We start from the raw sequence: 22,568 nt of genomic DNA, 5'->3' as shown, positions 1-22,568 counted from the left end.
AAATGCCCAGGTGGCGGAATTGGTAGACGCACTAGTTTCAGGTACTAGCGCTGAGAGGCGTGGAGGTTCGAGTCCTCTCCTGGGCACCAAGTTTAAGAGCCTGTCATTGCAAAATGACAGGCTTTTTTCTTCAGAGAATTCAGGCAGCACGATGCAACGATCTTCGCCACCATTTTTGCTGCTATAATTCTCGTATTCCTGAAATGCCCAGGTGGCGGAATTGGTAGACGCACTAGTTTCAGGTACTAGCGCTGAGAGGCGTGGAGGTTCGAGTCCTCTCCTGGGCACCAAATCCGAAAGCCTGCAATCACCCGATTGCAGGCTTTTTTGTTTGCTCAAAGCCCTCAAAGGGCTGCACACCCCTGAAACCCAAGGCGTGTGCAGCAATCTCAAACGGGCAGCCCGATCAGGTCATGCCCATCAACCCCGGTGATGTGGACCGAGGTGAAATCCCCGACCTTGAAGGTTTTGCTGATCTTCTGCGGCGGCAACAGGCGCACAACGCCGTCAATTTCAGGGGCATCAGCATACGTGCGCCCCAGCCCGCCCTTGCGCCCCATCGACTGAGCCGAATCCACCAACACCTTCATGGTGGACCCCACCCGTCGGTGCAAACGCTCCACCGACACCTGCTCCGCAACCGCCATGAAGCGCGCCCGGCGCTCCTCACGCACGTCCTCGGGCAAGGCACCAGACAGCTGATTGGCCATCGCACCTTCCACAGGTGAGTAAGCAAAACAACCCACACGATCCAACCCGGCCTCGCGAACAAAGTCCAACAGGTGGGCAAATTCCTCTTCGGTCTCGCCAGGAAAGCCCGCAATGAAGGTGCTGCGAATCACCAACTCGGGACAGAGCTCACGCCATTTTTGGATGCGCTCCAGGTTCTTTTCGCCACTGGCAGGACGCTTCATGCGCCGCAACACCTCCGGGTGGCTGTGCTGCAACGGCACATCCAGGTAAGGCAGCACCAGCCCTTCAGCCATCAATGGCAGCACCTCATCCACATGAGGATAGGGATAGACGTAATGCAAGCGAACCCAGGCCCCATGCTCACGGGCCAACACACCCAGTTCGCGCACCAAATCCAGCATACGGGTTTTGACGGGACGGCCATTCCAGAACCCGGTGCGGTACTGCACATCCACCCCATAGGCCGAGGTGTCCTGGCTGATGACCAGCAACTCCTTCACACCCGCCTGGAACAGCTTGGCCGCCTCGTTCAGCACGTCACCCACAGGCCGACTCACCAAGCCACCCCGCATGGACGGAATGATGCAGAAGGTGCAGTGGTGATTGCAGCCCTCGCTGATTTTCAAGTACGCGTAATGGCGCGGCGTGAGCTTGATGCCCTGCGCAGGAACCAGATCCACAAACGGATCGTGCGGCTTGGGCAGGTGCTGATGCACCGCCTCCATCACCTCATGCGTGGCGTGTGGCCCCGTGACCGCCAACACCGACGGATGCAACTCCGACACCAGGTTGCCACCCGATTCGGACTGCCGCGCCCCCAGGCAACCGGTCACGATGACCTTGCCATTGGCCGCCAACGCCTCGGAAATGGTGTCCAGGCTCTCCTTGACCGCATCGTCGATGAAGCCACAGGTGTTGACGATGACGATGTCCGCCCCCTCAAAGGTCTTGGACGTTTGATATCCCTCGGCACTGAGTTGGGTGAGGATGAGTTCGGAATCGGTCAGCGCCTTCGGGCATCCGAGGCTGACGAACCCCACCTTGGGCGCAAGCCCTGCGGTTTCGGACATGTGTTTCACCCCGGGCACCTTGCGGCCACCGGGTCTCAATTGGGGCGACGAAAGCCCATGACGTTGAGCATCTGCTCACTGTTGCGTTGCAGCTGTTCCTGCAACTGGTCCATGGCCGCACGGGATTGCTCCATGTAGTTGCCCATCAATGCCTGCATGGCGGGGTTCTGGGCACTGAACAGCTGACCCCAGGCATCCGGGCTGACGACCTTGCCCGGCTGGGCGGCCACTTTTTGCTGCATGTCCATGAACAACTGCATGTTCTTTTCGAGGTGCGCCCCGACAAAGCCCTGCAGCGCATGGCCATAAAAGCGAATGATGTTGGCCAGGATCTGCTCGGAAAACAGGGGAGCACCCGCCGTCTCCTCTTCGAGGATGATTTGCAACAGGATGCTGCGCGTGAGGTCATCCCCCGTCTTGGCATCCAGCACCACGAAGGGCGACATCTTCATGACCAAGTCTTTGACTTCAGCCAGTGTGATGTACGTCGACGTGTCTGTGTCGTACAGACGGCGATTGGGGTATTTTTTGATGACCCGGGTCCCGCTGGGGAGAGGTGCATCAGAGGGTTTGGATTTGTGCACGGCGTTCGACGGATGGCAGCTGCCACGCGACCGGCCTCCACTTCCAGCACTCAAGCCACACCCTGGGTGTGCGCTACCCGTTACTGAGAGGGCGACCAACCAGGAACCGCTTGGCAAAGGAAATGGTAGGCGCGATTGGATTCGAACCAACGACCCCCACCATGTCAAGGTGGTGCTCTAACCAACTGAGCTACGCGCCTACTGCGATTCGAAGCTAGCAGTATACACCGAAATATCGCACTCAGTCACCCGCCGCCGCAAAATCGTGGCCCACGGGCTTCAAACCCATGGCCACATACCGCTTCCAACGCTCCCGGGCTGCGGCACGATCCTCCCCGTCCGTGGACACGATCTCCACCACCCGTACAAACTGGTCGCACCGGTCGGGCACGTCGTTCGTCAAATTGAGCAGCACGTCGCCCTGCGCTGGCCAATGGGCGGTGAGCAGGATGGGAGAGCGTTGCAGCACATGCGGGGGCGACGCGTCGGTGGCATGGGGCAGGAAGGCCAGCGGTGCCAGGGTCCACAAACGCTCGTCCAGCACCCCCACGTCAGCGGGCCTGCTCACGCAGGTGACGCAGTGCCCCTGCCCCACCGCCTTGCGCATGACCCGGCTCGCATGGGTCATGCGGTCGGCCACATTGAAGTGAAAGGTCACCTGCGTCACGCCGTGAAACTCCGCAACGCGTCAGCGGCTGTGCGCTGGAGGGGTGGCGGGTCGTGCCACAGACTGGGTGGAACGCTTGCCCTTGGCGGCGGAAGGCAAACGCTGCGCTTCGTTGAGCACGTGCTGCACCAGCAGCGCCACGGGGCGCCCCGTGCCCCCCTTGGCCGCCCCACTTTTCCAGGCGGTCCCGGCAATGTCCAGATGCGCCCACGTCAGGCCCGGCACAAACTTCTCCAGGAACTTGGCCGCGGACACCGAGCCACCGGGACGCCCAGCCACGTTGGCCATGTCGGCAAAGCTGGACTTGAGCCCTTCGCCGTACTCGTCATCCAAAGGCATGCGCCAGCACGGGTCCTGCGCCTGCTCACCCGCCTTCAACAGGCTGGCCGCCAGTTCATCTTGATTGGCAAACAACCCGGTGCGCACATGGCCCAAGGCAATGACGCAGGCGCCGGTCAGCGTGGCCACATCGATCACCTGCGCGGGCTTGAAACGGGCTGCATAGGTCAGCGCATCACACAGGATGAGCCGCCCTTCGGCGTCGGTGTTGAGGATTTCGATGGTCTGGCCGCTCATGCTGGTGACCACATCGCCCGGCTTGACCGCACGGCCATCGGGCATGTTCTCGCAGGACGGGATGAGCCCCACCACGTTGATGTCGGGCTGGAGCAGGCCAATGGCGTGCAGCGTGCCCAGCACGCTGGCCGCCCCACCCATGTCGAACTTCATCTCGTCCATTTCGGGCGCGGGCTTGATGGAGATGCCGCCCGTGTCAAACGTGATGCCTTTGCCCACCAACACCAGCGGGGCCTGGTCTTTGCTGGCCCCGTTGTAGCGCACCACGATGAAACGCAGCGGCTCCTCGGACCCTTGGGCCACGGCCATGAAGGCCCCCATGCCCAGCTTGGTCACCTCTTTGGGGCCAAGCACCTCCACCTTCATGCGCTTGTGCTGACCCAACTGCTCGGCCGCCTCGGCCAACAGGCGCGGGGTGGCATGGTTGGCGGGCCGGTTGGCCCATTCCTTGGCCAACTCGATACCCTGCACCCAGGCGGCGGCTTCGGACACCCAGGCCGAAGCGCGTGGCAACTGCCCGTGGGCGATGCTCAAGCGCGTCAAATGGCGCCCCTTGGCCGACGGTTTGGTGGCGGTGTATTCGTAGGTGGCCTCGGCCACGGCCACGCACGCAGCGCGGATGCCGGTGGCGGTCACGTCGGCCAGCAACCCCATGTGCAGCAAGGCTTTTTTCACCCCGGCGTTGCGCAGCAGGGCAAACGCGCTCGAACAGGCCTTGCGGATGTCGGTCTCCGAACCGGCCCCAACCCGCACCACCACCACGCGGGGTGCCAAGCACAGCGAAGCCCCCGCATTCAGCAGGGATTTGCCCACCCCGCTCTCCAACAGGCCCTCGGCAGACACCCGCTGCAACCAAGACAGCAGCGGAAATTCAGCCTCAGGGGCAGGCGGCAATGCGGGCGCATCGGGCCACAACACCACCAGTGCATCGGTCTTGGTCTGGGCCGCATCGGCCAGGTTCAGTCGGCGAAATTCAAAGTCCATAATCGCGGTTTCCTCTCTGCACGATGTTATTCCATTCATCCGTTCGAACCGAGTTGGCCCGCAGTTTTGGCGCAACCATGGTGGTGTTGTTCACCATCGTGGTGACAGTCATGCTGATCCGCACGCTCAACCTGGCCACCACGGGCCGCGTCAATCCACAAGAGGTGATGCTGGTGCTGGGCTACACGGTGCTGGGGCGGCTGCACATCATCCTGACCATGGCGCTGTTCATTGCCGTGGTGTCGGTGCTGTCGCGCATGTACCGCGACAGCGAAATGGTCATCTGGATGGGGGCAGGCCGTGGCCTGATGGGTTTGATCCACCCCGTTCTGCGCTTCGCGTGGCCGGTGCTGGCGTCCATGGTGGTGCTGGTGCTGGTGGCCTGGCCTTGGGCCAATCGGCAAGCCTCGGAACTGCGCGAGCGCTTTGCCCAGCGGGGGGACCTGCAACGCGTGCAGCCCGGTCAGTTCCAATCCAGCGCCAAGGGCGACCGGGTGTTTTTCATCGACAAGGACTCCGACGCCAGTTCGGCGGGGCGCAATGTGTTCATTTCCTCCAAGACGCCTCAGGGAGAAACCACCATCACCGCGCAAGCGGCCACGGTGGCGCAGGAAGGCAACCAGCAACTGCTGGTGCTGCGCAACGGCCAGCGGCTGGACGTGACCCTGAACCCCAAAAGCCAGAAGCTGAGCGAGTTCTCCGAATACCAGGTGCTCATGGACAACACCGCCCTGGTGGGCGAAGCCGACGAGGCCATGAAGTCCCGTTCCACGCTGGACCTGTTGCACCAACCCACTCCAGCGTCCCTCGGTGAGCTGACCTGGCGCATCGGCCTGGTGATCAGCGCCTTCAACCTGTTGCTGGTGGGCCTGGCGGTGGCCATGGGCAACCCCCGCGCGGGCCGCAGCACCAACATCGTGTTTGCCTTGTTCGCCTTCATGCTGTATTCCAACCTGCTCAACGTGGGGGCCACCTGGGTCACCCAGGGCAAGGTTTCCGCATGGGGCTGGACGGTGGGGTTGCACGGCATCACCTTTGTGCTGGCCATGGCCTGGATCGTCAAACGCCACCTGGGCATCAGCCTGCGAGCCACCCTGAAACGGCGCCTGCCGGGCGGCACGCTCGCCTCGCCCGCGTGCAAGGGAGCCACGCCGTGAACGTGCTCAAGCGCCTGATTTACAAGGAAGTGTTCCTGGCCGTGGGGCTGGTGCTGCTGGCCTTCCTGAGCCTGTTTTTCTTTTTTGATTTCATCGACGAGCTGGGGGCCATTGGCCACGCCTCCCCAACCCAGCCCGACCTGATTTACCAGGTGCCCCACGCGCTGCTGTTCTGTGCGCTGCTGGTGCCCATGCACCTGTACGAGCTGTTGCCCATTTCGGTGTTGATCGGCTCGGTGCTGGTGTTTGCGCGGTTTGCCCAAAGCTCGGAATTCACCATCCTGCGCACCAGCGGCCTGGACCCCTGGCAGGCCCTGCGCCTGCTGGGTCAGCTGGGTCTGGCGTTTGTGGTGCTGACCTACGTCACCGGCGACCACGTGGCCCCCATGGCGGGCAAGGCGGCCCAGCTGTACAAGGCGCGGTTTGATGGCTTGGCGTCCGCCGGGCCAGTGGGGGCCTGGTTGCGCGAAAAGCGCCCCAGCAGCCAGGTGACGGTGAACGTGCAAGCCATGACGGGCAACGACCAGCTGCAAGGCATCCGCGTGCTGGAATTCGACGCCAACGGCAAACTGCTGCGCCGCATCCAGGCGGCCAGTGGCGAAATCGATGCCCAAGGGGTGTGGCGACTGACCGATGTGGAACAGATGTCGGTGCGCAACGACAGCGTTCAGCCCCCTCAGATGCACACCCAGCACCAGCCCACGCTGGACTGGGACACCACCCTCACCGCCGAAATGGTGTCGGTGGCGCTGCTCAAGCCCGAGCGCATGTCCACCTCCGACCTGTGGAACTACGTGCGCCACCTCGACGCCAACGGCCAAAGCGCCCAACGCTACGAAATTGAGTTCTGGCGCAAGGTGTTCTACCCCCTCAGCTGCGTGGTGATGCTGGTGCTGGCGCTGCCCTTTGCCTACCTGCATTTCCGCTCCGGCTCCATCGCGGGTTATGTGTTCATTGGCGTGATGGTGGGCATCAGCTTCTTTTTGCTCAACGAGGTGTTCGGCTTCCTGGGGCGGCTGCACCAGTGGTGGCCCTGGCTCACGGCGGCGGTGCCATCGTTGCTGTACACGCTGGCCTCGCTCACCGCCTTCGGGTGGCTGGTGCTGCGACGATGAAGGCCGTGGTCCTGTTTGCCCATGGCTCGCGCGACCCGCTGTGGCGCGCGCCCATCGAGGCCGTGGCCCAGGCCGTGCGCCAGCAGTCACCCGACACCGCCGTGGCCTGCGCCTACCTGGAACTGTGCCCGCCCGACCTGCCGCAGGCGTGCCAAGCCCTGATGGACCAAGGCGCCACCACGGTGCGGGTGCTGCCGGTGTTTTTTGGCATGGGCAAACACGCCCGCGAAGACCTGCCCGAACTGATGGCGGCGCTGCGCCAACAACACCCCGGCACCCACTTCGAATTGCTGCCCGCGGCGGGTGAACACCCGGCGCTGACCCAACTGCTGGCCCACATGGCCCTGGGCACCCTGCCCCCGGAGAACCCCGCATGAACCTTCACCAGTTCCGTTTTGTGCAGGAGGCGGTGCGCCGCAACCTCAACCTGACCGAAACCGCCAAGGCCCTGCACACCTCGCAGCCCGGCGTGTCCAAGGCCATCATCGAGCTGGAAGACGAGCTGGGCATCCAGATCTTCAGCCGCCACGGCAAGCGCATCCGCCGCGTGACCGAACCGGGGCAGCAGGTGCTGAAAAGCATTGAAGTCATCCTGCGCGAAGTGAACAACCTGCGCCGCATCGGCGACCAGTTCTCGGCCCAGGACAGCGGCACCCTGTCCATTGCCACCACCCACACCCAGGCCCGCTACGTGCTGCCCGCCCCCGTGGCCAAGCTGCGCCAGGCTTACCCCAAGGTGGGCATCAGCCTGCACCAGGGTTCACCCGACCAAGTGGCCCACATGCTCATGACCGACGTGGCCGACGTGGGCATGGCCACCGAGTCGCTGTCCAACTACGAAGACCTCATCACCCTGCCCTGCTACGAATGGCAGCACGTGCTGGTGCTGCCCGTGGGCCACCCGCTGGCCGACAAGGAACGCATCGGCCTGGACGACCTGGCCGCCCTGCCGCTGGTGACCTACCACCCCTCGTACACCGGGCGCAGCCGCATCGACCACGCCTTTGCCGCGCACGACCGCCAGCCCAACATCGTGCTGGAAGCCATCGACTCGGACGTGATCAAGACCTACGTCAAGCTGGGGCTGGGCGTGGGCATCGTGGCCGAGATGGCGGTGCAAGGCGAAAGCCGCGACCCCGACCTGGTGGCCCGCCCCCTGGCCCACCTGCTGGGCCACAACGTGGCCCGCGTGGCCTTCAAGCGCGGGGCCTACCTGCGCAACTACGTGCTGCGGTTTGCCGAGTTTCTGAGCGACCGCCTGAGCCGCGACCTCATCCTCAAGGCCATGGAAGGGCATGGCGACAGTTATCAACTTTGATAGCACCTTGCGCTTATTTGAAAAGCGCTGGATGCCATTTTGATCACAAATTTTCAGCATGACCACGGCCCCCACCTCTTCCGCCCAGCCCGCCACACCCACCCTGCAAAGCCGCCTGCCCCAGGTGGGCACCACCATCTTCACGGTGATGTCGGCGCTGGCGGCTGAGACCGGGGCGGTCAACCTGGGCCAGGGCTTCCCCGACTTTGACTGCGACCCCACCCTGGTGGACGCCGTGACCCGCGCCATGCAGGCCGGGCACAACCAGTACCCGCCCATGACCGGCGTGCCCGTGCTGCGCCAGGCCGTGGCCGACAAGATCGCCGCACTGCACGGCAAGGTGTACGACGCCAACGCTGAAATCACCATCACCGCCGGGGCCACGCAGGCCATCCTCACGGCCCTGCTGGCCGTGGTGCACCCGGGGGATGAGGTCATCGTGCTCGACCCCTGTTACGACAGCTACGTGCCCAACATCGAGCTGGCCGGCGGTGTGGCGGTGCGCGTGCCGCTCACGCCCGGCAGCTTCCGGCCCGACTTCGACCGGATCGCCGCCGCCATCACGCCGCGCACCCGCGCCTTGTTGCTCAACACCCCACACAACCCCAGCGCCACGGTGTGGAGCCATGCCGACATGCTGCGCCTGCAAGAACTGCTGGCCCCCACGAACGTGCTGCTGATTGCCGACGAGGTGTACGAACACATGGTCTACGCCCCGCTGGAGCACCTGAGCGTGGCCCGCTACCCCGGGCTGGCGGCACGGGCCTTTGTCATCAGCAGCTTTGGCAAGACCTACCACGTCACCGGCTGGAAGGTGGGCACCGTGGCCGCGCCCGCCCCGCTGACGGCTGAGTTTCGCAAGGTGCACCAGTTCAACGTGTTCACCGTGAACACCCCGGTGCAGCACGGGCTGGCCGCCTACATGGCCAACCACGCGCCCTACCGCGACCTGCCCGCCTTCTACGCGGCCAAGCGCGACCTGTTCCGCCAGGGGCTGCAAGGCACGCGTTTTCGGCTGTTGCCCAGCGAGGGCAGCTACTTCCAGTGCGTGAGCATGGCCGACCTGGCCGTGCCCGAGCGCGACCTGCCCGAGGGCGAGTTCTGCCAGTGGCTCACCCGCGAGGTGGGCGTGGCAGCCATCCCGCTGTCGGCGTTTTATGGCGATGGGTTCGACCAGAAGGTGATCCGCTTCTGCTTCGCCAAGAAGGACGACACGCTGCGGGCCGCGCTGGCGCGGCTGGCCCGGTTGTGAGGTGTCAGGCGCCCAAGTCCCGCAACTCCCGCAAATCGCGCACGGCTTGCTGGCCAAACGCGTCCGACCCCATGTGCGCCAGCAGCCGCACCGCCACTTCGGTGGGCGACGCCAGCGCCCCTTGCGCGTGCAAGGCCTGAAACCGCGCCACGTGGGGGAAGCGGTCGGCCCCCGTGCCGCGAATGTGGGCCTGCATGGCCGTGTCCACCACGCCGGGGGCCAGGCTTTCGATGCGCAGGCCCGCCACCCCGTCCAGTTGCGTGGCGCGGGCGTGCATGTCCAGCGCCGCCTTGGTGGCGCCATAAACGCTCCAGCCCGCATACGGGTTGCGGGCTGCGCCGCTGGACACATGGACCACGCGCCGCTCCACCCCTTGCGCGCCCTCAGCCGCCGTACAGGCCGCCGTGGAGGCGATCAAGGCGTCGGCCAGCATCAGCGGGGCGGCCACGTTCAAGGCCACGGCCTGGGCCACCGCCAGCGGGCCTTGCGCCCCGGCTGGCCCCATGGGCTGCACGGTGCCCGCGTTGTTCACCAACCAAACCGTTTCAGCCCCAGCCAGCGCCTGCGCCCACGCCGGGCTGGCCAGCCAGGCGCCCAGGGCGGTGCTGTCGGCCAGGTCCAGCGCCACCTGCGTCAGGCCCGGGTGGGCCGCAGCCTCGGCCTCGGGCCAGCCACTGCGCGACACCCCCAGCACCGCCCAGCCTTGCGCCAGCAGCGCCAACGCCACCGCCCGCCCCAGCCCGTGGCTGTGCCCGGTGACCACGGCCACGCGGGCCGGGTTCTTGTGGGTTGTGTTCATGGTGCGGCATTCCCCCACATCGCCAGCGCCTGCCCCACGGTGTGCGCCCCGGGCGCGGCGTGTTGCAAGCCCCAGCCCACCACCGCCATGGTGGCCACCAGAATCAGCAAGGGCCAGCACGTGTACTGCCAGGCCGATTGAGCCCAATGCTGGCGCTCGGCCTGGTGCAAGCGGTGGTAGAGCGAGCCCACCACCGCGCCGTCCAACGCCACCTCGGCCAACAAGGTGGGGGCCTGCACCACGATGTACGCCCCCGCCGACGCCAGCGCCACCACCGCCACGATGACCAGCACCACCACGGCCAGCTCGTCGGCATCGGCCACGTCGCCCAGGTCCAGACCACCCGAACCGCCCGAGGAGGAGGACGAAGACACAGGCTCCGCCTCGCGCAGGTTCAGCCCCGGGGTGCGTGCCGAGCTGGAGGACGGCATGCTGCTCCCGCCACCGCCCCGCATGCGAAAGCTGGCGAAGGCCATGTCCAACACGTCAGTGCCCACGTCCACGCCGTCGGCCACGTCGCCCCAGTCGTCGGGGCGGGTGCGCATCCACACCCACAACAAGCCCAGAAACGCGCCATAGGCCAGCAGCGTGACAACCGGGTAGCGCCACCCCATGTGGTGCACCCCCAGCCGCAGCAGCACCGCCGACATCAGCAGCCCGGCCAGGCCGGTGAAGGCCACGATCAGCGACATCTGCACCCGCGGCCAGCTTTGCGCCTGCAAACGGTCTTGCATCTGCCGCACCAGCTTGCTGCGGGCGGTGAAACGGCTGGGGCGTGTGGGGGGCATGGGCAGGCTTTCAATTCACAAGCTTTTTTGGCCTCTGGCGCTTTCAATGAAAGCACAAGATGCTCTTAAAAATGAAGCATCTGGGGTGCGGTGGGCACATGGTAGCAAACCGTTGTGTGGGGTGTGGCTGGGCGCGCATGCATCGAACCGATGCAGCGGACTCTCCCCTCTATCATCAACAGACCCATCGCACAAAACCAGACGACTGAACAGGGACCCCGCCAGATGCCAGGAACGCTGACCACTTACAAAGTCTTCATTGCCAGCGCAGGTGGGCTGGACGATTTTCGCTCCGCGTTTCGGGAGATCGTGGAGCACTACAACTCGACCGAGGCTTACCACCGGGGTTACATGTTCATGCCTGTGGGATGGGAAGACACCACCACTGGATTCGGACGCCCGCAAGCCCTCATCAACGAGGACTTGAAGCAATGCGATTTCTCGCTCTTCATGTTCCGCAACCGTTGGGGAACACCTCCTTCCGTGAATGGGCCACATTCATCCGGCACCGAAGAAGAGTGGGAACTGGCCACAGAAATACATCGCCAGGGATCGATGCGAGACATTCAAGGCTGCTTCTTTCCGTTCATACCCTGCAACACGCCCGAAGAAATGGCGCAGCGGACGCGGGTCGAAGCCTTCAAGCAGAAGTTGGAACGCGAAAAGCAGTTCTTTTTCAAGTCGCTTCGCCAGGAAAGTGACTTCCGGGATTGGCTGCGAACCCAGTTGAGCCATTGGCTGCGATTGATTGAGCAAGAAGCCCAGCAACGCGAGGAAGCCAAGCGTCAGTTTCTGACACAAGAAAGGTCTGCCAGCACCTCCAAGCCGAAGTCAGGCGACGGAGTCCATGCCCTGGTCCATCAAGAACTGATGGGCCTGTTGAACACAGACCAATACAGCGCAGCACTGTCCATTGTCAATGTGTTGCTCAAGCTCGCCCAGACCCCAGGTGACACAGCGGAAGCCCTGCTCATCAAAGGCTTCATTCACGGCCAATTGAGCCAACATGCAGATGCATTCTCCACTTACGACGAGCTGCTGCGCCGCGTTGCCGATGCGCCCGAGCCTGCGCTGCGCGAACAGGTGGCCGAAGCCCTCTTCAACAAGGGCGTGGCCCAAGGCAAACTCCAACAGCCCGAAGCCGAAATCGCCACCTACGACGAGCTGCTGCGCCGCTTTGCCGATGCGCCCGAGCCCGCGCTGCGCGAATCGGTGGCCAAAGCCCTCGTCAACAAGGGCGTGACCCAAAGCCAACTCCAACAGCCCGAAGCCGCCATCGCCACCTGCGACGAGCTGCTGCGCCGCTTTGCCGATGCGCCTGAGCCCGCGCTGCGCGAACAGGTGGCCGAAGCCCTCTTCAACAAGGGCGTGGCCCAAGGCAAACTCCAGCAGCCCGAAGCCGCCATCGCCACCTGCGACGAGCTGCTGCGCCGCTTTGCCGATGCACCTGAGCCCGCGCTGCGTGAATCGGTTGCCAAAGCCCTCGTCAACAAGGGCGTGGCCCAAGGCCAACTCCAGCAGCCCGGAGCCGAAATCGCCACCTATGACGAGCTGCTGCGCCGCTTTGCCGACGCGCCTGAGCCCGCGCTAGGTGAACAGGTGGCCAACGCTCTCTTCAACAAGGGCTTTGCCCAGGGCCAACTCAACCAGCCCGAAGCCGTCATCGCCACCTACGACGAACTGCTGCGCCGCTTTGCCGATGCGTCCGAGTACGCGCTACGCGAACTAGTGGCCAAAGCCCTCTTCGGCAAGGGCTTGGCCCAAAGCCAACTCCAGCAGCACGAAGCGGAAATCGCCACCTATGACGACCTGCTGCGCCGCTTTGCCGATGCGCCCGAGCCCGCGCTGCGCGAACTGGTGGCCCACGCCCTCGTCACCAAGGGCGCGGCTCAAGGCCAACTCCAGCAGCACGAAGCGGAAATCGCCACCTATGACGAGCTGCTGCGCCGCTTTGCCGATGCGCCCGAGACCGCGTTGCGCGAACAGGTGGCCAGCGCCCTGAATGGCCGGGGATTCACCCGCCTGATGTTGGCCAAGCGGCAGGGATTGAACAGCCCCACTGCCGGTGAAAACTTGCAGGCAGCATTGGCCGACTTCAGCCAGGCAGCGGAGCGCACGGACCCGCCTTCAGGCATGGTGCTGGGCAATCGTGCTTACGCGCACCAGCTGCTGGGCGACGTCAGGCAAGCCGATCAGGACTTTGCTGCGGCCTTGCATGCCCCCAACTTTGGCGGACAAACCCTGTACGACGCCACGCTCGCTGACTTGGCCATGCACCCCATCCCCGAAGATGCAGCCATGCGGGAGCGGGTGGAGCGCGCCTGGGCCGCTTACCAGCGGGAGCAAGGCACTCAGCCACCCTCTCCGCCAGCCGTGACAGCTGCTGATCTGCCGTGAGGGGTTTGCCTACACCAGGGCCTCCAGCTGAAGATGAATTACCGCGGCTCCCCCGCATGGGACACGCTGCCCTGCTGTGCCGCCAGCGCAAAGTCGCCTTTGGCCTTTGGCTGGCCGTCAAACACCTTCACCACCGCGTCCACACACCGCCTTCTTCTGGTAGTCCTGGTGGGCAAATTGCAGCTTCATCGTCATGTCGGCTCCTTGTTGCCTTTTGCATCAAACTGCAATGGCTTGGTTTCTTTAAGCAGGCGATCAAAATCGCTCTCAAACAAGCGGTCTTGCACAACGCGGTATTTTTCAAATTCAGTTTCCGCATGCAGCTTGGCCTGCTCGTGCGAAATTTTTCCGGGGCCAGTCAAAATTTGATTGCCGTTGAATTCCAGAAAGCCATCCAGCCGTTTGGCCCAATCCGCCATGCTCATGGGGATTTTGCGCACCGCCTGCAACTCGCCAAAGTCCAGATACAGCGAAACGATGCGCTCCAGATAGTCCAGCTCCTCGGTATTGAGGTAGTTCTTGGCGATGGACACATCCGATTTGACGATCTTGCCGCCCGGCGCGCCTTCCCACGAGGTCAGCCCCATGTGCGGCTTGTCTGCATTGGCCCGCGCCACAATCACCTCCGCCGCCGTGTGCCGATGCACTGCCCAGTGCAGCTTGTTTTGCACCAGTGCGAAAAACTCGCGCGTGGTCTGGGCGCTACGGTCGTAGTCGAACGCGGTGGCGTACAAATCCGTCACCTTCTGATAGAACTTGCGCTCAGACAGGCGAATCTCGCGGATCACAGCCTGTTGCCGCTCGAAGTACTCGTCGGTGAACAGATGGCCTTTTTTCAGGCGCTCCACATCCATCGTCCAGCCCTGGATGGTGTAGTCCTTGACGATCTGCCCAGCCCACTTGCGGAACTGCACCGCGCGCGGGTTGTTCACCTTGAAACCCACCGCGATGATGGCTTGCAGGTTGTAGTGCCAGGTATCGCGCGATACCTGTCGCCCGCCTTCATCCTGAACCATCCGGAATTTCCGGATGGTTGGCTCCCCCTCCACCAGCTCGCCATCGGCGAAGATTTTCTTCAGGTGCTCGTTGATGGTGCGCACATCCACGTCATAGAGCGCGGCCATCATCTTCTGCGTCAGCCAGATGTTTTCACCCTCGTAGCGCATTTCCACAGCACTGGAAGAATCACCGCTCGCCGCCACAAAGGTCAGGTATTCCGCCGCCGAAGAGCGGACAGAGGACACCGCTTGCTGCTTTTTGGCCATCAAATACCCCCATTCATCGTGGCGAAGCCGGATGGATCTGCCAATTCGCCACGAGGCTCGTGGCGAATCACGGCTTCGGCCCTCAGCGGTTGACGAGGTCGCCTTGGCTTGCTCGGCGTTGAGTCGTCTTTCTTGGCCATCTCACACCCCTTTCATTCGGTCACCTCACTGATTCAACTGCGCCCAAGCCTTGTCCAGCCGTTTCACGCTCACGGGCTGGGGCGTGCGCAGTTCCTGCGCGAAGAAGCTGATGCGCAGTTCTTCCAGCAGCCAGCGGAATTCGGCCATGCGGTCGTCCACCTGGCCTTTGCGTTCGGCCACCAGGCGCCAGTAGCGCTGGTCTTGTGGCTTGAGTTCGGCCAGCTTGGCGGCGTCGCGGGCAGGGTCGGCGCGCAGTTTGTCCAGGCGCAGTTGCACACCCTTCAGGTAACGCGGCAGGTGCTGCAATTGGGCCCAGGGGGTGTCCAGCAGGAAGCGTTTGGTGACCAGCCGGGCCAGTTGCTGCTGCACGTCGGAGGCCACGTCGGCGGCGGGTTTGCTGTCTTTGAGCTTGCGCTGGGCGGCGGTGTGTTCGGTGAGGATGGTGCCGCACAGGCGGGCCACTTCGTTGGCGATCAGCGTCAGTCGGCCCCGGCCTTCGGCCATGCGGGTGTTGAAGCTGGTGGCGTCGGTGGGCAGCGGGTCTTGCAGGAAGGCGCGGTCCAGCGCCAGGTCCAGCAGCAGGTGCTTGAGGTCGTCTGACGTGCCCAGGCCCATGAAGGCCACGCCCATTTGTTGGAGGCCGGGCAGGTTTTTTTCCAGGTACTTGAGGGCGTCTTTGATGTGCAGCGCAAACAGGCGGCGCAGGCCGGCGCGGTGTTTGGCGGCGGCCAGTTCGGGTTCGTCAAACACCTCGATGCAAACGCCATCGCCCTGGTCTATGAGGGCGGGGAACCCGATGAGCGTCTGCCCGCCTTTTTTGATTTCCATCAGCTCGGGCAGCTCGCCAAAGGCCCAGGTGGTGTGTTTGACCCCAGCCACGCTGGGCGCGGGCGCATTGGACGCGGCTGAACCGGCTGAGGCAGGCGAAGCGCCCGGCGCAGCGTTTGCACCTTTTTTGATAGCTGCTTGCGCTTCATTTAAAAGCGCTGGAGGCACTTTTTTGCCTTCATCCTGCGGGCTGAGCTTGAGCGCGGCCAGCGCCTGGAAGGCCCCGCGGGCCTTGGTGCCCAGTTCGCCCTTGAGCGCGGCGAGGCTGCGGCCTGCGCCCAGTTGGCGGCCATGCTCGTCCACCACGCGGATGTGCATGAGGTGGTGGGGGCTGAGCATGTCGGCCTTGATGTCGGCGCGTTTGATGTCGAGCTGCGTGGCTTCGCGCACCAGTTTCAGCAGCGCGTCCATCAGGTTGCCGTGGCCGAAGGCTTCCGCGCCGGTGAGTGCGTCGGCAAAGCGGGTGGCGGTGTCGGGCAGCGGCACCAGGCGCGACCTGGGGCGCTGGTGCAGGGTTTTGAGCAGGGCCAGCACCTTGTCTTTCAGCATGCCGGGCACCAGCCATTCGGTGCGGTCTTCACTCACCTGGTTCAGCACAAACAGCGGCACGGTGACGCTGAGGCCGTCCTTGGCGTCGCCGGGTTCGTGCAGGTAGCTGGCGGCGCAGTCCACACCGCCCAGCCGGATGACCTTGGGGAAGGCTTGCGTGGTGATGCCTGCGGCCTCGTGCCGCATCAGCTCGTCCTTGGTGAGTTGCAGCAGTTTGGGCGTTTGCTTCACGGCCTGGCCGTACCAGCGCTCGAAGGCCGCGCCGGTGCACACGTCAGCCGGAATGTGCTGGTTGTAGTAGGCGAAGATGAGTTCTTCGTCCACCAGCACGTCTTGGCGGCGGGCCTTGTGTTCCAGCTCCTGCACCTGCCGAATCAGCCTTTGGTTGGCCGACCAGAAGGGCAATTTTTGCGGCCAGTCGTCGGGCACCGCGCCTTCCACCAGCGCGCTGCGGATGAAGATGCGCCGGGCCTCGGCCGGGTCCAGCCGCCCGAAGCTGACGCGCCGCCCTTGGTACACCTGCAGGCCGTACAGCGTGGCCCGCTCATGGGCAATGACCTGGGCGCTGCGTTTGTCCCACTGCGGGTCGGAGGTCTGGCGGTTGAGCAAATGGCCGCCCACCTCCTCCAGCCACTGGGGTTCGATGTTGGCCAGCCCGCGGCCAAACAGGCGGGTGGTTTCCACCAGCTCGGCGGCCACGATCCAGCGGCCCGGCTTCTTGCTGAGGTTGGCCCCGGGGTGGCGGTGGAACTTGATGCCGCGGGCACCGTTGTAGTGGTCCTGGTCGTCGCTTTTGCAGCCCACGTTGCCCAGCAGCCCGGCCAGCATGCTTTTGTGCAGGGCCTCGTACCCGGCGGGCTGGGTGTTGAGGGTCCAGCGGTGCTCGGCCACCACGGTGTGCAGCTGGGTGTGAATGTCGCGCCACTCGCGCACACGGCGCACGTGGATGAAGGCGTCTTTCAGCGCCTGCTCCTGCTGGCGATGGCTGAGTTTGTGGGTGGGCTGGGTGGGGGCATCTTCATCCGGCACTTGGCCGGCCTTGTGGCCGCGCAGGCCCTCCAGCCAGTTCCACAGGCGCAGGGTGCCGCTGAATTCGCTCTTTTCGTCGTCCCACTTGGCGTGGGCCTGCTGGGCGGCGGCCTGGCGGTCGATGGGGCGGTCGCGCACGTCTTGCAGGCTCAGGGCGCTGGCAATCACCAGCACCTCGGCCAGTGCGCCGCGCTCGTGGGCGGCCAGGATCATGCGGCCCACGCGCGGGTCCAGCGGCAGGTGGGCCAGTTGGCGGCCCACGTCGGTGAGTTGCAGGCGCTCGTCCACCCCGCCCAGCTCTTGCAGCAGGGCGTAGCCGTCGGCAAAGGCGCGGCGGCTGGGCGGCTCGATGAAGGGAAAGTCTTCCACCCCGCCGCTGTCGCCATGCAGGTGCAGGGTTTTCATGCGCAGGATCACGCCGGCCAGCGAGCTGCGCAAAATTTCCGGGTCGGTGAACTTGGGGCGGCCATTGAAGTCGGCCTCGTCATACAGGCGGATGCAAATACCATCGGCCACGCGCCCGCAGCGGCCCGAGCGCTGGTTGGCCGCCGCCTGGCTGATGGGCTCCACCAGCAACTGCTCCACCTTCTGGCGCAGGCTGTAGCGTTTGACGCGGGCCGTGCCCACGTCAATCACGTAGCGGATGCCGGGCACGGTCAGCGAGGTTTCGGCCACGTTGGTGGCCAGCACGATGCGGCGCTGGCCCTTGGGGTGGAACACCCGCTCCTGCTCGGCCTGGCTCAGGCGGGCAAACAGCGGCAGCACCTCGGTGTGGCGCAGCACGGGGTGGTGGCTGAGGTGCTTGGTCAGGTGGTCCGCGGCCTCGCGGATTTCGCGCTCGCCGGGCAGGAAGATGAGGATGTCCCCCGCCACCGCCCCGCCGCGCCACAACTCGTCCGCCGCGTCGGCAATGGCGTCATTCAGGTCTTTTCGCTCTCCCCGCTTTTGTTTATTGGGTTCTTTGCCATCGTTTTTATTTGCACCCTCACCATCATCGAAAGGGCGGTAGCGCACCTCCACCGGGAAGGTGCGGCCCGACACCATCAGCACCGGGGCGGGCTGGCCCTTGGCGTCGGCAAAGTAGGTGGCGAAGCGCTCGGCGTCAATGGTGGCCGAGGTGACGATGAGCTTGAGGTCGGGCCGTTTGGGCAGCAGCTGGCGCAGAAAGCCCAGCAGAAAGTCGATGTTGAGGCTGCGCTCGTGCGCCTCGTCGATGATGAGGGTGTCGTAACCGCGCAGCAGCGGGTCGGTCTGGGTTTCGGCCAGCAAGATGCCGTCGGTCATCAGCTTGACGCGGGCCCCGGGCGTGAGGCGGTCGTTGAAGCGCACCTTGTAGCCCACCACCTCGCCCAGCGGGGTGTCCAGCTCGTCGGCAATGCGCTGGGCCACGCTGGTGGCTGCAATGCGCCGGGGCTGGGTGTGGCCAATCACCGGGCCTTGCCAGCGCAGCTTGCCGTCCTTGCCCGGCACCTGCACCCGTTGCGCCCGGCCCAGGGCCAGCGCCATCTTGGGCAGTTGCGTGGTCTTGCCCGAGCCGGTTTCGCCACACACGATGGTGACCTGGTGCGCCGCCAAGGTGGCCATGATCTCGTCGCGCCGGGCGCTGACGGGCAGGTTCTCGGGGAAGGTGATGCGCAAGGCGGGGGGCTGGGGCGGCAAGACGGTCAAAGACATGGGGCGGGATTATCTGGTCCAATCCGGGTCCGAAGCACCTCACACCCATGACCCTGATCGAACTGATTGAATCCGGCGCCCGTCAACTGACCGACGCCGGCGTGGCCTTTGGCCACGGCACCACCAACGCCTTTGACGAAGCCGCCTGGCTCACCCTGTGGAGCCTGGGCCTGCCGCTGGACACCCCGTTGGACGACCCCGCACAGCAGCCAGATTCACAACGTTTTCGGGCTGTGTCGCTTTCAGAGAAAGCGCAAGCAGCTACACTTTTTGAACAGCGCATTGCCACCCGCAAACCCGCCGCCTACCTCACCCACGAGGCCTGGCTGCAAGGCGTGCCGTTCTACGTGGACGAACGCGCCATCGTGCCCCGCAGCCTCATTGCCGAGGTGTTGGCCGAGGGCAGCATCGACCTCTGGCTGAGCGACCAGACCCGCACCGTGCTGGACATGTGCACCGGCAACGGCAGCCTGGCCGTGCTGGCCGCCCTGGCCTGGCCCGACGTGGCCGTGACCGGTGCCGACCTGAGCACCGACGCCCTGGCCGTGGCCCGCATCAACGTGGACAAACACGGGCTGAACGAGCGCATCACCCTGGTGCCGTCTGATGGCTGGGCCGCGTTTGAAGGCGAGGCCAACGCCCCGGCCACCTTCGACCTGGTGCTGTGCAACCCGCCCTACGTCAACGCCGACAGCATGGCCGCCCTGCCCCCCGAGTTCCGCGCCGAGCCCGACATGGCCCTCAGCGGCAACCTGGGCCCCGCCAGCTCGGGCGACGGCATGGACTTCATCCGCCCCTTCATGGCCGGTGCCGCCCGGCACCTGAACCCGCAAGGTGTGCTGGTGCTGGAAATCGGCCACGAACGGGCGTTTTTCGAAGCCGCGTTTCCGCAACTGGCACCCGTGTGGCTGAGCACCAGCGCGGGGGATGACCAGGTGCTGCTGCTGACGCGGGAGATGCTGGGCACGGGCGAACCAGGAGCCCACCCATGATCCAACTCAAAAACGTCACCCTGCGCCGCGGCACCAAGGTGCTGCTGGACGGCGCCAGCGTCACCCTCAACCCAGGCGAAAAAGTCGGCCTGGTGGGCCGCAACGGGGCGGGTAAGTCCACACTGTTTGCGCTGTTCAACGGCAGCCTGCATGAAGACGGCGGCGACTTCTCCATGCCCCCCACCTGGCGCATGGGCCAGGTGGCGCAGAACATGCCCGAAACCGACCAGCCCGCCACCGCCTTTGTGCTGGACGGCGACACCCGGCTGGCCGAGGCCCAGGCTGAATTGGCCCGCGCCGAGGCCAGCCACGATGGCATGGCCATCGCCCACGCCCACGCCCTGCTGCACGACGCCGGTGCCCACGACGCCAAGGCGCGTGCGCAAACGCTGATCCTGGGCCTGGGCTTCAAGCTCAACGAGCTGGACAACCCCGTCAACAGCTTTTCGGGCGGTTGGCGCATGCGCCTGCAACTGGCCCGGGCGCTGATGTGCCCCAGCGACCTGCTGCTGCTGGACGAGCCCACCAACCACTTGGACCTGGACGCGCTGGTGTGGCTGGAAGGCTGGCTCAAGCGCTACGAGGGCACGCTGATCGTCATCAGCCACGACCGCGAGTTTCTGGACGCCATCACCCGCGTGACGCTGCACATCGACAACGCGCAGCTCACCCGCTACGGCGGCAACTACACCGCGTTTGAAGAGCTGCGGGCGCAGCAAATGGTGCTGCAGCAGCAGGCCTACAGCAAGCAACAGGACAAGATTGCCCACCTGCAAAAGTTCATCGACCGCTTCAAGGCCAAAGCCACCAAGGCCAAGCAGGCGCAAAGCCGGGTGAAGGCGCTGGAGCGCATGGAAAAGCTGGCCCCGGTGCTGACCAGTGCCGACTTCCAGTTCGAGTTCCGCGAGCCCCTCAGCCTGCCCAACCCCATGCTGACCCTGCGCGACGCGGCCTTTGGCTACCGCGCCGAACCCGTGCCCGCCCGCCCCATTCCCGTGACCGAGGCCCCGGTGGACGAGCGCGGCTTTGCCAACAGCGCCACCGTGATGGCCGAGCAGCTCGCCCGCGGAGAGTTGCTGCCAGACATTCAACCTGGCGACAAGGTCATTCTGCGTGGTGTCAGCCGCAGCGTGATGGCGGGCCAGCGCATCGGCATTCTGGGGGCCAACGGCCAGGGCAAGTCCACGCTGGTCAAAACCATCGCCCGCGAAATGGCGCCCATGGCCGGGCACATCACCGAGGGCAAGGGCCTCAGCATTGGCTACTTTGCCCAGCAGGAGCTGGACGTGCTGCGCCCCGACGACAACCCGCTCCAGCACATGGTGCGGCTGGCCAAGGAAGTCAGCCCCCAGGCGCGCGAGCAGGAGTTGCGCAACTTCCTGGGCAACTTCCGCTTCATTGGCGACATGGTGGCCCAGCCCGTGGGCACCATGAGCGGCGGCGAAAAAGCCCGGCTGGTGCTGTGCATGCTGGTGTGGCAACGCCCCAACCTGCTGCTGCTGGACGAGCCCACCAACCACCTGGACCTGACCACCCGCGAAGCGCTGGCCATGGCCCTCAACGAGTTCGAGGGCACACTGATGCTGGTCAGCCACGACCGCGCCCTGCTGCGCGCCGTGTGTGACGAGTTCTGGCTGGTGGGCCGCGGCGGCGTGGAGCCGTTTGAGGGCGACCTGGACGACTACCAGCGCTACCTGCTGGACGAGGCCAAGCGCCTGCGCGAACAGCTCAAGGCAGACGCTACCGAAAACGCAGCAAACTCTTCAAATATAAAAAGCGCTACAGGCCAAAAAAGTATTGAATCTTCAGCCCCCTCCACACCGGCAGCCCCGCGCCTGACGCCCGCCGAGCAGCGCAAGGCCGATGCCGAACGCCGCCAGAAGCTGGCCGCCCTCACCCGGCCCTGGCGCAAAGAATTGGAGCAGGCCGACGCCCGCATGCAAGCCATCCACGCCGAGCAGGCCACGCTGGAAGACGCCCTCACCCGCCCCATGCCCCCGGCGGATCTGGCCCAGGCGGGCCGCACGCTCAAGGCTTTGGCCGACGAGCTGGAGACGCTGGAGCTGCGCTGGCTGGAGCTGAGCGAGCAGATCGAACAGGCCGAGGCTGACGCTCAGGCTTGACCCGAGGGCGCGGCGTCCGCGCCAGGTCTTCGGGCGTCCACGGCAAGGCCAGCAATTCCATCAGCTGGGCCAGCCGTTCGGGGCCCAGCACCTGGGCCAGCTGGGCCTCAATGGCCTCCAACTCACTGCGGGCCGCGGCGGCCATGGTCCGCCCCTTGTCGGTGAAGCGCAGCAGCTTCAGCCGGGCATCGGTCTTGCTTTCCACACATTCCACATATCCCAAGGCCTCGGTGTCGGCCGCCAGGCGGTGCACCGCTTGACGCGACACCGCCAGGCGGCGTGCCAGCTCCGACAGGCTCAGGGGGCCATCGGCCAAATGCCCGCACATGCGGGACATGGCCGGGGTCATGTCGCCGTAACCGTGGCGAGCGGCGCCGTCGAACAGACGGCGCTCCATCCAGTCGGAACGCGACAGCAACAGGTGGCGCAGATAGCGCTGGGACATGGGCATCGGAATATTATGAATGAATCGTGAAACACTCATCAAGACCTGAGCTGTCACCTCGCCGACTTTTCGCCGTTTTATAAGGGCAAATCTGTAGCAACATTTTCATGTTCTGCGCCTAA

18 protein-coding genes, 3 tRNA genes and 1 pseudogene are annotated in these 22,568 nt (G+C 64.8%); 11 read left to right on the top strand and 11 right to left on the bottom strand.

Annotation, left to right across the window (positions count from 1 at the left end):
- Positions 1-4: 4 nt before the first annotated feature.
- Positions 5-89, top strand: a tRNA-Leu gene (locus tag ACYVB7_RS12635).
- A 116-nt stretch (positions 90-205) separates the two neighbouring features.
- Positions 206-290, top strand: a tRNA-Leu gene (locus ACYVB7_RS12630).
- Positions 291-389: 99 nt separating this feature from the next.
- Here the strand turns inward: ACYVB7_RS12630 and rimO are convergent.
- The 5 genes from rimO to ACYVB7_RS12605 all read right to left on the bottom strand — a co-directional run bounded on the left by rimO (position 390) and on the right by ACYVB7_RS12605 (position 4,574).
- Entirely contained in the window at positions 390-1,763 is a 1,374-nt protein-coding gene (gene rimO / locus ACYVB7_RS12625) for a ribosomal protein S12 methylthiotransferase (RefSeq protein WP_460508138.1), read from the bottom strand.
- Positions 1,764-1,798: 35 nt separating this feature from the next.
- Entirely contained in the window at positions 1,799-2,347 is a 549-nt protein-coding gene (gene phaR, locus ACYVB7_RS12620) for a polyhydroxyalkanoate synthesis repressor PhaR (protein ID WP_460508136.1), read from the bottom strand.
- A gap of 123 nt (positions 2,348-2,470) precedes the next feature.
- Positions 2,471-2,547: transfer RNA gene (locus ACYVB7_RS12615), tRNA-Val, on the bottom strand.
- Positions 2,548-2,588: 41 nt separating this feature from the next.
- Positions 2,589-3,014, bottom strand: a complete 426-nt coding sequence (locus tag ACYVB7_RS12610) for a DNA polymerase III subunit chi (RefSeq protein WP_460508134.1) — start codon at positions 3,012-3,014, stop codon at positions 2,589-2,591.
- A gap of 21 nt (positions 3,015-3,035) precedes the next feature.
- A complete protein-coding gene (locus tag ACYVB7_RS12605; protein WP_460508129.1) occupies positions 3,036-4,574 on the bottom strand; it encodes a leucyl aminopeptidase family protein in 1,539 nt (512 codons plus the stop codon).
- A gap of 23 nt (positions 4,575-4,597) precedes the next feature.
- Here ACYVB7_RS12605 and lptF point away from each other — a divergent pair, with 23 nt between their 5' ends.
- Genes lptF through ACYVB7_RS12580 form a run of 5 tightly spaced genes read left to right on the top strand, consistent with a single transcriptional unit; the run spans position 4,598 to position 9,416 of the window.
- Positions 4,598-5,731 (top strand): LPS export ABC transporter permease LptF, encoded by a 1,134-nt coding sequence (lptF, locus tag ACYVB7_RS12600; RefSeq protein ID WP_460508127.1) that lies wholly within the window; start codon positions 4,598-4,600, stop codon positions 5,729-5,731.
- Positions 5,728-6,846 carry an LPS export ABC transporter permease LptG gene (gene lptG, locus ACYVB7_RS12595; protein ID WP_460508125.1) on the top strand — a complete coding sequence of 373 codons (1,119 nt, stop codon included), beginning with the start codon at positions 5,728-5,730 and terminating at the stop codon, positions 6,844-6,846. The genes lptF and lptG overlap by 4 nt, the downstream gene beginning before the upstream one ends.
- Positions 6,843-7,223 (top strand): sirohydrochlorin chelatase, encoded by a 381-nt coding sequence (locus ACYVB7_RS12590; RefSeq protein WP_460508122.1) that lies wholly within the window; start codon positions 6,843-6,845, stop codon positions 7,221-7,223. The genes lptG and ACYVB7_RS12590 overlap by 4 nt, the downstream gene beginning before the upstream one ends.
- Positions 7,220-8,164 (top strand): CysB family HTH-type transcriptional regulator, encoded by a 945-nt coding sequence (locus ACYVB7_RS12585; RefSeq protein WP_460508120.1) that lies wholly within the window; start codon positions 7,220-7,222, stop codon positions 8,162-8,164. Before ACYVB7_RS12590 ends, ACYVB7_RS12585 begins: the two co-directional genes overlap by 4 nt.
- Positions 8,165-8,222: 58 nt before the next feature.
- Positions 8,223-9,416 (top strand): pyridoxal phosphate-dependent aminotransferase, encoded by a 1,194-nt coding sequence (locus ACYVB7_RS12580; protein ID WP_460508117.1) that lies wholly within the window; start codon positions 8,223-8,225, stop codon positions 9,414-9,416.
- 4 nt (positions 9,417-9,420) lie between these two features.
- Here the strand turns inward: ACYVB7_RS12580 and ACYVB7_RS12575 are convergent, their stop codons facing one another.
- Positions 9,421-10,215: a Rossmann-fold NAD(P)-binding domain-containing protein gene (locus tag ACYVB7_RS12575; protein ID WP_460508114.1), complete on the bottom strand. Its 795-nt coding sequence runs from the start codon at positions 10,213-10,215 to the stop codon at positions 9,421-9,423.
- Positions 10,212-11,003 (bottom strand): hypothetical protein, encoded by a 792-nt coding sequence (locus ACYVB7_RS12570; RefSeq protein ID WP_460508112.1) that lies wholly within the window; start codon positions 11,001-11,003, stop codon positions 10,212-10,214. The genes ACYVB7_RS12575 and ACYVB7_RS12570 overlap by 4 nt, the downstream gene beginning before the upstream one ends.
- Before the next feature lie 150 nt (positions 11,004-11,153).
- Between ACYVB7_RS12570 and ACYVB7_RS12565 the strand changes: the two are divergent.
- Positions 11,154-11,474: pseudogene (locus ACYVB7_RS12565) on the top strand (hypothetical protein); the annotation flags it as partial.
- Between the two features lie 27 nt (positions 11,475-11,501).
- On the opposite strand, the gene ACYVB7_RS12560 reads toward ACYVB7_RS12565, so the two are convergent.
- On the bottom strand, positions 11,502-11,804 hold the full coding sequence (locus ACYVB7_RS12560) for a hypothetical protein (RefSeq protein ID WP_460508370.1): 303 nt from the start codon (positions 11,802-11,804) through the stop codon (positions 11,502-11,504).
- A gap of 78 nt (positions 11,805-11,882) precedes the next feature.
- Here ACYVB7_RS12560 and ACYVB7_RS12555 point away from each other — a divergent pair, with 78 nt between their 5' ends.
- Complete coding sequence (locus ACYVB7_RS12555) at positions 11,883-13,400, top strand: tetratricopeptide repeat protein (RefSeq protein WP_460508352.1); 1,518 nt, start codon at positions 11,883-11,885, stop codon at positions 13,398-13,400.
- A 191-nt stretch (positions 13,401-13,591) separates the two neighbouring features.
- Here the strand turns inward: ACYVB7_RS12555 and ACYVB7_RS12550 are convergent, their stop codons facing one another.
- A complete protein-coding gene (locus tag ACYVB7_RS12550) occupies positions 13,592-14,665 on the bottom strand; it encodes a virulence RhuM family protein (protein WP_460508110.1) in 1,074 nt (357 codons plus the stop codon).
- 165 nt (positions 14,666-14,830) lie between these two features.
- Positions 14,831-18,886: an ATP-dependent RNA helicase HrpA family protein gene (gene hrpA, locus ACYVB7_RS12545; RefSeq protein ID WP_460508108.1), complete on the bottom strand. Its 4,056-nt coding sequence runs from the start codon at positions 18,884-18,886 to the stop codon at positions 14,831-14,833.
- A gap of 47 nt (positions 18,887-18,933) precedes the next feature.
- Here hrpA and prmB point away from each other — a divergent pair, with 47 nt between their 5' ends.
- Positions 18,934-19,878, top strand: a complete 945-nt coding sequence (prmB, locus tag ACYVB7_RS12540; RefSeq protein ID WP_460508105.1) for a 50S ribosomal protein L3 N(5)-glutamine methyltransferase — start codon at positions 18,934-18,936, stop codon at positions 19,876-19,878.
- A complete protein-coding gene (locus tag ACYVB7_RS12535; protein WP_460508102.1) occupies positions 19,875-22,001 on the top strand; it encodes an ABC-F family ATP-binding cassette domain-containing protein in 2,127 nt (708 codons plus the stop codon). Before prmB ends, ACYVB7_RS12535 begins: the two co-directional genes overlap by 4 nt.
- Here ACYVB7_RS12535 and ACYVB7_RS12530 read toward each other — a convergent pair.
- Positions 21,907-22,446, bottom strand: a complete 540-nt coding sequence (locus tag ACYVB7_RS12530; RefSeq protein ID WP_460508100.1) for a MarR family winged helix-turn-helix transcriptional regulator — start codon at positions 22,444-22,446, stop codon at positions 21,907-21,909. The two genes, ACYVB7_RS12535 and ACYVB7_RS12530, sit on opposite strands and share 95 nt — an antisense overlap.
- Positions 22,447-22,568: the final 122 nt, after the last annotated feature.

This window comes from Hydrogenophaga soli, from assembly GCF_054777695.1.
The sequence above is the reverse complement of the archived record's forward strand: the minus strand, read 5'-3'. Positions and strand labels throughout refer to the sequence as shown.